The organism is Liquorilactobacillus vini DSM 20605 (genome assembly GCF_000255495.1).
Lineage (GTDB): Bacteria > Bacillota > Bacilli > Lactobacillales > Lactobacillaceae > Liquorilactobacillus > Liquorilactobacillus vini.
The window spans coordinates 1-8345 of the sequence record NZ_AHYZ01000068.1 but is presented as its reverse complement, the minus strand read 5'-3'; the positions used below and the strand labels follow the sequence as shown (position 1 = coordinate 8345).

The window sequence follows — 8345 nt, the reverse complement described above, 5'->3', positions numbered from 1 at the left end:
CTTATTGTAACAGCAACGTTTTATATAATACCGTGAAACAACCATAACGTCAAGTACTAATTTAAAAAAATTCTTGTTTAGGGTTTCTTAATTTCGTTAATTAACGAATATTATGATTATTAATACGCTAATCATAGATAAAAAGCGAAACAATTTACTAAAAACAGATTATCTAATCCTAAGTCATAGACAAAATGCGAACTTAAAAAAAACATTTTCCTCAAAAATTTTGATAATCAATTGTTAAATGCCAAAAAGAAACTTGACTTATTCATAGCTCCAAAGAACCACTAATTTTCGTATCTTTTGAAAACTGGTACCTTTGACTTTGCCTTTAAAGAAACATCAAGCTTTGAAGCTCTATATCATGATAATTGTGGTTAACGTTGAGTTGCCTTAAACTTTTTGATACATTTTTTTGCTTGACTGCATTGGCAATAAACGTTGAACTATCAGTTTTATCAAAGAAGAAAACTTCTTTAGCTTTTTGACATAGTTCTTTAACTGATTGTGTTTATGGTATAGCTTAAATACTGATTCAGCGGTTAAAGTTGAAATTCTTTTTGAGCATTCAATAAGGTAGAATTGCAAAAATCATTTTTCCTATTTTCACTAGAATTTTTCGCCCAATTTGTATAAAACTTTTCACTCAACGCTAGACTTCGGATTAATCCGTCATTTTCTTATATAAACTCAGTAAAAAGCTAAAAAAACTGATCATCATAGTCAAAACCAAAATGATCAGTAAATAGTAGTTTATTTTTTCTTCCTATTTTTTCTTTGTTCAAATTCGATTTTCATATTCTGCAAACCGCGACCAATAATCTGCTTGGAGGTCAGTGCCCGAAACATCTTATTTGGTCCAAGATGATCTCGCATAGCTCGTAAAACTTTTTTTGGCTGTTTGGATGCAAACATAAATTGACCATTTCTTTTAGTATTAATTGCATAGCGTGGAATCCACTTCCCATTGAGTAAAACTGACGCTTCAACATAATCGATCTCTGTCCAGGGAATTTGAATATATTTGTTTTTATCACGCGAATTATAAAATTCAAAAGCCTTGTTGCCAACCATCACTTGACCATACTCGCTTAATCCCATAAAAGATGTCGCATCGGCAACCAAATCGACTTTCGTATTGAGTGACTGTACCATTTCCTTCTCCTCCTCACCAGGACCTTTACTTAATTATAAGACAAACGGACAGCCTTATCCAAAATAAATAAGGCTGTCCGCAAATTTGACCAAATTTTAAAGTAAACCGATCACGTGGCCCACAACACCAACAACAAAGAGGGCTAAAATAATTACAATCGGTGAAACCTTCTTTTTCAATAACCACATACACAAGAAAGTCAACAGTAAACCAGCTAAACCAGGAATCAAAGAATCTAAGTTATCCTGTAATGTCTTAGTTTGATAGCTAGTCAAAGACAAACCATTTTGATAATCAGTGAAAGCTTTTTGCAAGCCAGCATGAGTCAATGGAATTTTATTCCAATCAATATAAGCGCCAGAGCTTAACTTAACCTTTGAAACAACTGGTACAAAACTGATATTTACCCAGCGTTCAACTAAAGCGGCCAGCACAAACATTCCCATCATTGAAGCAACACTGGTTACATCATGCAGTAAGCCGCCGGAAAGATCATCCGTGATTTTTGAACCGGTCCGATAGCCAAATTCTTGCGTATACCACATAAAGGCCCAACGAATCGCATTCCAAAGTACAAAGAATAAAATTGGTCCTAAAATATTGCCACTGATTGCCAAAGAAGCACCTAACGCACCTAATATTGGCCGAACAGTGTACCAGAAGACTGGATCACCAACACCAGCCAGCGGACCCATCATCCCAACTTTCACACCTTGGATCGCTACATCATCAACGGCCGCACCGTTTGCCCGTTCCTCTTCCAATGCCAGTGTAACACCGATAACTGGTGAAGCTAAATATGGATGAGTATTAAAGAATTCAAGGTGACGTTTCAAAGCCGCTGCGCGATCTTCTTTTTTCGGATAAAGTTTTTTAATTGCTGGAATCAATGCATAGCACCAGCCACCATTTTGCATACGTTCATAGTTCCATGAGCCTTGAATGAAAGTTGAACGCCAAGCAACGGCTAACCGATCCTTTTTGGTCAATTGAATCTTGTTTTCTGCCATTTTCTATTCCTCCCTCTCTTAATAATCGTTTAGAATGTCGTCGAGCGAATCGCCGCCATTACCACCGTTACCGCCGTTGCCGCCGTTATTGTTTTCAGCTTTCTTTGTTAAAGTCAGATACATTAAAGAAAGTGCCAAACCTAAAGCACCAATTGCGATCAAAGTTAAATCAGTAATCGTAGCAACTACGAAACCAATTGCGAAGAATGGCCATACTTCACGGCTCGCCATCATGTTGATAACCATTGCATACCCAACGGCAACAACCATGCCACCACCAATTTTCATACCATCATTCAACCAATCTGGCATTGCATTTAAAGCTGCTCTAACGCTTGCGGTTGGAATGAACATCATAGCAGCTGCTGGAAGCGCAATTCTTAAGCCTTGCATACAGATCGCCACAATTTGCCAAAAATCAATCTTATGATAATCGCCTCTTTCAGCTGCTGCATCCATAAAATGAATAATCGGCACAGCTAAAGTCCGAGCAATCATCGTTAAGAACAATCCGGCAACTGCCAATGGAACAGCTACCGCAACGGCTGTCCCAACACCTTTAGCACCTTGACCACCTAAAACTAAAATAATAGCTGAAGCAACTGCGGCCAATGCAGCATCAGGAGCAACTGCGGCACCAATGTTAGCCCATCCTAAAGCAATCATTTGTAATTGACCACCTAGAATAACGCATGGAATCAGCTGACCAGTAACTAATCCGATCAATGTACATGCAACTAATGGCTGATGAAATTGAAATTCATCCAAAACACCTTCCATCCCCGCAAAGAATGCGACGATGACAACTAGAATAATCGATATTACAGACATGTTAATCCTCCTTTTTTTAACGCTGTCAATTTAACTACTTCTTTTGAGCAGCTAATTCTGACTTGGCTTTATTAAGCAACTCATCCATATTCTCGCCTGAATCGTTTGGAACCTTGCGAACATCGAATTTAACACCCTTTGCTTTCAATTTTTCAAATGTGTCAACATCTTCTTGATTCATTGAAAGCACTTTGTTGACAACTACTTTGCCAACTGAGTGCGCCATTGAGCCGATATTCAATTCCTTGATCTCGGCACCGCCTTCGATCGCCCGCAGCGCATCTTCTGGATTTTCAAATAATAACAATGCCTTAGTCGCGCCAAAACGCGGATCCTTAGCAATTTCAATTAATTTTTTAACTGGGATAACGTTAGCTTTAATCGAAGGCGGAGCAGCTTGCACAATCAGCTTTTTCCGCAAATCATCTTTAGCAACATTATCAGAAACCACAATGATCCGTGTTGGTTGAACTGTCTTACTCCAAGCAGTTGCAACTTGACCATGCAACAATCGTGAATCGATACGAGCTAAAACATACTTGATTTTGCCATCGCCAACCACTGTTCCTGGAGCTAAGCGACCGTTTCCCTTCCTGCCGCCATTTCCTTTAGCTGCAGCTTTAGGTTTTGGTTGCAGTGATTCTGGTTTGACTTTCACTCCATCTTTAGCAGTTTCAATAATATGAGCTGCGATCTCATGAGCGGAATTCATCGACATCCGTGAGGCATATGCTTCAATCACCATCGGCAGATTCATGCCGGCAACAATTGCCCATTTGTCCTTGTGAGCTTCTAATAAATTGTTTGCCTGATTAAATGGTGTCCCGCCCCATAAGTCGATTAAGAATAAAACTTGATCTTGATCTTCAAATGATGCAATTGCCTTTTCCATTTTGGCTCTAACATCATTCGGGCCCTCATTTGGCATCAAGGTTACAGCTGCAACATCTTTTTGTTCGCCAAAAATCATTGAGCCGGATTGATAGATGCCATCAGCAAAGCCGCCATGACTTGCTAGGATAATTCCTACCATCTCTAATACCTCCTAAAAAATTATTCCCTTAAGTCTATTAAGCTTTAAGGGTTGTAAAGTGCTGCTTCACTTTGCTCAAAAACAGTTGTCGTTCACCACCTTTCAATTGATTTAAACTAACTTTTTATCCTGCAAAGCTTTCCAGAGATCTTTAGAACTATCACCAGAAACTTTGCGGACATCCAGCGCAATTCCTAAGCGATGCATCCAGATAAATGCCATAACATCTTTTTTGCTGACGGCAATTGTATCTGTTACCATCATCCGATCATTGTCAAAGCTTAAAGCCCCAATATTGACTTTTTTAACCTTGATTCCGCCTGAGATTAAGCGCATTGCATCAACTGGATTTTCAACTAAAATTAAGACCTGTAAAAAATCAAACCGCGGATCTCGATAAATGCTGATCATCTTAAAAATTGGGATAACATTGACCCTGATTCCGGGCGGAGCAGCTTGAAACAACAACGTTCGTCTAATACGATCATGGGCAGCGCTATCAGAAACAACTAAGATTCGATTAACTTTAGTTACCTTCGCCCAATTAGTCGTGACCTGTCCATGCAATAAACGGCTATCAATTCTAAATAAGCGGATATCCATTGGCATTTTTATCACCCAAACCTTAGTACCAAAAATTAAAAGAAAATCGCTGAACAACAACTTTTAACAAAACACTCAGTAAAAAAGCACTTCACTCTTATATAAGCAAACTTCATGCCAACTTTTGTGTATCGCTTACAAAGCCTTCATTATCAGCCTTTAAATAAAATTTAAAAAATGACACACTATCTTTAAGTAGTGTGTCATTTTCTGTATCAGCGCTTTTGTATTTCTGTATCAAAAAGTTCGTAAATATAATACGTTTCCGCCGTTTCTAATTTCAAATTCAACGTTTCTTGCAGAATATCATTGGCTTGCTCAATAATTTTAAAAAAAGGTTTCTTTACTACTTCTGCCAATTGTTTAGGATCGACCTTCATCTGTGAATTAGTTAGACAACGTTCAATTGCTCCGGCCAAATGCATAATCAAGCTGATACGAAAAGAATTATCCATTTCTAATTGTTGCCGATGATCAATGAAATCACAGTAGCTTTCAAGAATTTTAACGATTTTAATTGGATTAATAAAAGTAAAATACTGACTAAGATACTGTTTAGCTAGCTTCTCGCTTTCCTCAGCTGAGCCTTCAACAACTTGTAAAGTTTCCAAATCTTTGCCATTCAACTGATCAATCAAGTTAATGAAAGCCTCACCGCCACCTTGCAACAGGCTTTCCAACGAAATAAACGGTGCGGCAATTTCCGGCTTGACGATTCCGGTCGTGGCAACAATCTGATAATCTTGTTGAATCTGGGTTAAATGTTCCTTCATGTTGACTACCGAAATTGGCAAAACTGTAATATCTTCAATTAGATTATCTAACAAAATCTTGTCTAACAGACCTTTGATTTTCTTAGCTGTTCCTTGTCCCGTAGAGCAAACAGCAACAATTGCCCGACTTTTCTGTGAGCCTTTAATGGTAGGTGAGTGAGACTCAGTATGCTCATTACGACGATCATTTGGAGTCCGTGAGTAACCATCAAACTCCCGCAACTCACGATAAACCGTTTTTAAATCACTATCAATCAAGGCTGTTTTACGAGCAGCTTCAAGCACCATAGCTGTCGTTACCATATCAATTGTTTTGACCTGAACGCCTGTCATCTCTGTTAATTTACTGCTAAAAGTACTCAATGAACCCATATCGACCAATAAAATCACCCCATTGCCACGATTAACTAATTTAATTTTATCGGCAATTCCATTCAAGGCAATCTTAGGATTCATTTCCAGTGGCATATCAAAAGCTGCGATATTTTCAACTGAGAGCAGTTGGGAAACAACTTGTGCCATTGATGTAGCCGTGCTTTCCCCGTGAGCAGCAACCACGATTCCAACTTTTCCCCCCTTAGGAGCTGAACGCAGAGATGCTAGTAAAATTGCAATATAATACACTTCTGACTCAGGAATTGGAAAACGATAATGACCTTCAATCAGTACCTTAACCTGATCAGCAATTTTTAGTTCTGATGGGTGATCATGAGCCAACGAAATTAAATCTGCTGACATTTCCCGCAAGGGTTTACCGGCCTGAATCCGTTTAATAAATGAACTAATATGCAAACTCATTGCGTAAATGAAATTCTCACGGACTGGATACTTTTGATCACGTAAAAAAGTTTGAATTTTTTTAGTCAAATCAATAATATCCTGATCAACAATCTCATTTAAACGATTTTCTTGTTTATCAAATTGGCCCCGATGGTAAAAGGATTTCAAATGCAGATTAATATCAGTCATAATAAAATTGTTAATCGCCTTTTGATCCAATCCTTCATTTTTCAGTAAAGTTGCCTTATCACCAATAATCTCGTACAAATTATACGGCAGTTCATAAGTATCGGCTTTGGGCACATTACGTTTAGCATCTGGCTTAATGACCATCATCGGTGCTAATAAACGTGTTAATTTCCCAAGCTCTTGACGATCAGCTGCCAGATTGCTCAAGCCATCTTTTAGATTTGGCGGTAATTTTTCAAACGTTAAAGTAATTTCATTTTCATTTTGAATGCTGTTCAAAAAGCCTTGTGCGCAAACTAATTGAACATTTGATTTCAATTGACCGACATTCCCATAAGTTACGCTACCCAACAGTGCCTGAACCACATCTTCATTCAAGCGAATATTTTTATGAATGCGTTTTGCTTCTAAAGTCAATAATTGTTCCAGCAATTGAATTTTTTCTTTGGCGGTTCGTTGACCAAAGGCGGGCAACTGAATCAAAATCGGTATTCTTCTTACAAAAGTCTGCAAAAGAGCACTGCTTGGATCTTCAGTTGTTGCACAAACTAAGCGGACATCGGCGTGATGTGACTTTGATGTTTCACCTAAACGACTATAAATACCGTGATCCATAAAATAGAAAATCATTTCTTGACCTTCAGGCGGCAAACGATGAACCTCATCCAAAAACAACATGCCACCATCTGCTGCTTCAATTAAACCCGGCTTATCTTCATTAGCACCTGTAAAAGCTCCTTTAACATAGCCGAATAAATGTGACATCAATAATTGCGGGTTGTGAGCATAGTCAGCGCAATTGAAAGTTATAAATTCTTTATTAGCGATCAATCGTTGATCTCGAGCAAAAAGATACATCGTATTAGCAAAATAAGTTTTACCAGAACCTGTTGGGCCAGTAATTAATGTATTTAAACCATGTGGCGGATACAAAAGTGCGGCTTTAGCTTGTTCAACCTGATTTCTTAAACTAGCATGATTGCCAACCATTCGAGCAAAGGGATCATTATTTTTATTATTAGTTGAAACTGAAGCCATCTTCTTCACTGCTTGTTTGTTGCCCGCTGACTGCTGCAAAGTCGCTGCGAATTGCGGCTTAGCTAACGCATAATGAACCGGCCGCCCCGGACTTTTTATAACCAATTTCTGACGAACTAATTGATTTAACTCTTTACTGACATTCGAACGTAAGATATCCAAAGTATTTGCAATCTCCATCGTCGTAAACCCAGCTTGATCCTTAGGAACATGTTTCTTCAAAAAAGCTAAGATTTTCTCCTGCCTGGTCATTTTAGTTGATCCTTTCTCTGAGCTTTGTGTATCACAAGTGTATCACAGAAAAAAACTTCTCGAAAATAAATAGTCTCTCTTCTTAATTAAAAAAGGATAAAGGGCAAATTAATTTAAAACCAGCTGCAAATTAAAAAAGTCTATACCACGCTAGCAAAAGACTTTTCTTAATTAAATAAAAATACTGGAGAACTAATTATTGAATTAATTTAAAATTCTCATTGCAATTTTTAAAAAACTTGCTATACTTATATTTAGTTTTTTTATTAAACACACAAACAGTTTGATACTCAAAATAAACGCGGCATTTAAATATCCAAGCCAGCACCCTATATATCAAGCATACTTTACTTAAGGAAGTGAAGAACCATTTTCAAACAGGCGATTGTTTAACATATATAGATTTAATATATTTAATTATGTATCAAATTTTTTAGCGGCGTTTGCTATCGATAATACATATAAATGAATGACAACTTTAAAAAGATTTCTGCTAATCGGGTAATTATATTAACTTTATCTGCCTTTTTAAATCAGAGTAGCTTTCCCAAACAGCATTTTATTACAATCACATCAAGAAAGCGTTTAACCTTGTCTTGAAAGACATTCATATCTTAAAAAAACTACTTAATGTCTTTTTAATTACTCAATATTTAGTTTTAACGATAGTTACCCTG

Annotated in this window: 6 protein-coding genes; all 6 read right to left on the bottom strand. The window is 37.5% G+C overall.

Going from position 1 to position 8345, the window contains the following annotated elements; translation table 11 throughout:
• Positions 1-756: 756 nt before the first annotated feature.
• The 6 genes from ON15_RS04580 to ON15_RS04555 all read right to left on the bottom strand — a co-directional run bounded on the left by ON15_RS04580 (position 757) and on the right by ON15_RS04555 (position 7668).
• Positions 757-1158 (bottom strand): DUF956 family protein, encoded by a 402-nt coding sequence (locus tag ON15_RS04580; protein ID WP_010580303.1) that lies wholly within the window; start codon positions 1156-1158, stop codon positions 757-759.
• 96 nt (positions 1159-1254) lie between these two features.
• A complete protein-coding gene (locus ON15_RS04575; RefSeq protein ID WP_010580302.1) occupies positions 1255-2169 on the bottom strand; it encodes a PTS system mannose/fructose/sorbose family transporter subunit IID in 915 nt (304 codons plus the stop codon).
• Positions 2170-2187: 18 nt separating this feature from the next.
• A complete protein-coding gene (locus tag ON15_RS04570) occupies positions 2188-3000 on the bottom strand; it encodes a PTS mannose/fructose/sorbose transporter subunit IIC (RefSeq protein WP_010580301.1) in 813 nt (270 codons plus the stop codon).
• Between the two features lie 34 nt (positions 3001-3034).
• A complete protein-coding gene (locus tag ON15_RS04565; RefSeq protein WP_010580300.1) occupies positions 3035-4033 on the bottom strand; it encodes a PTS sugar transporter subunit IIB in 999 nt (332 codons plus the stop codon).
• 111 nt (positions 4034-4144) lie between these two features.
• A complete protein-coding gene (locus tag ON15_RS04560; protein WP_010580299.1) occupies positions 4145-4642 on the bottom strand; it encodes a PTS system mannose/fructose/N-acetylgalactosamine-transporter subunit IIB in 498 nt (165 codons plus the stop codon).
• 209 nt (positions 4643-4851) lie between these two features.
• Positions 4852-7668 carry a sigma 54-interacting transcriptional regulator gene (locus ON15_RS04555; protein WP_010580298.1) on the bottom strand — a complete coding sequence of 939 codons (2817 nt, stop codon included), beginning with the start codon at positions 7666-7668 and terminating at the stop codon, positions 4852-4854.
• Positions 7669-8345: the final 677 nt, after the last annotated feature.

Coding starts and splice junctions, on each gene's coding strand:
- ON15_RS04580 (WP_010580303.1), bottom strand. CDS start 1,158: ATGGTACAGTCACTCAATACGAAAGTCGATTTGGTTGCCGATGCGACA.
- ON15_RS04575 (WP_010580302.1), bottom strand. CDS start 2,169: ATGGCAGAAAACAAGATTCAATTGACCAAAAAGGATCGGTTAGCCGTT.
- ON15_RS04570 (WP_010580301.1), bottom strand. CDS start 3,000: ATGTCTGTAATATCGATTATTCTAGTTGTCATCGTCGCATTCTTTGCG.
- ON15_RS04565 (WP_010580300.1), bottom strand. CDS start 4,033: ATGGTAGGAATTATCCTAGCAAGTCATGGCGGCTTTGCTGATGGCATC.
- ON15_RS04560 (WP_010580299.1), bottom strand. CDS start 4,642: ATGCCAATGGATATCCGCTTATTTAGAATTGATAGCCGTTTATTGCAT.
- ON15_RS04555 (WP_010580298.1), bottom strand. CDS start 7,668: ATGACCAGGCAGGAGAAAATCTTAGCTTTTTTGAAGAAACATGTTCCT.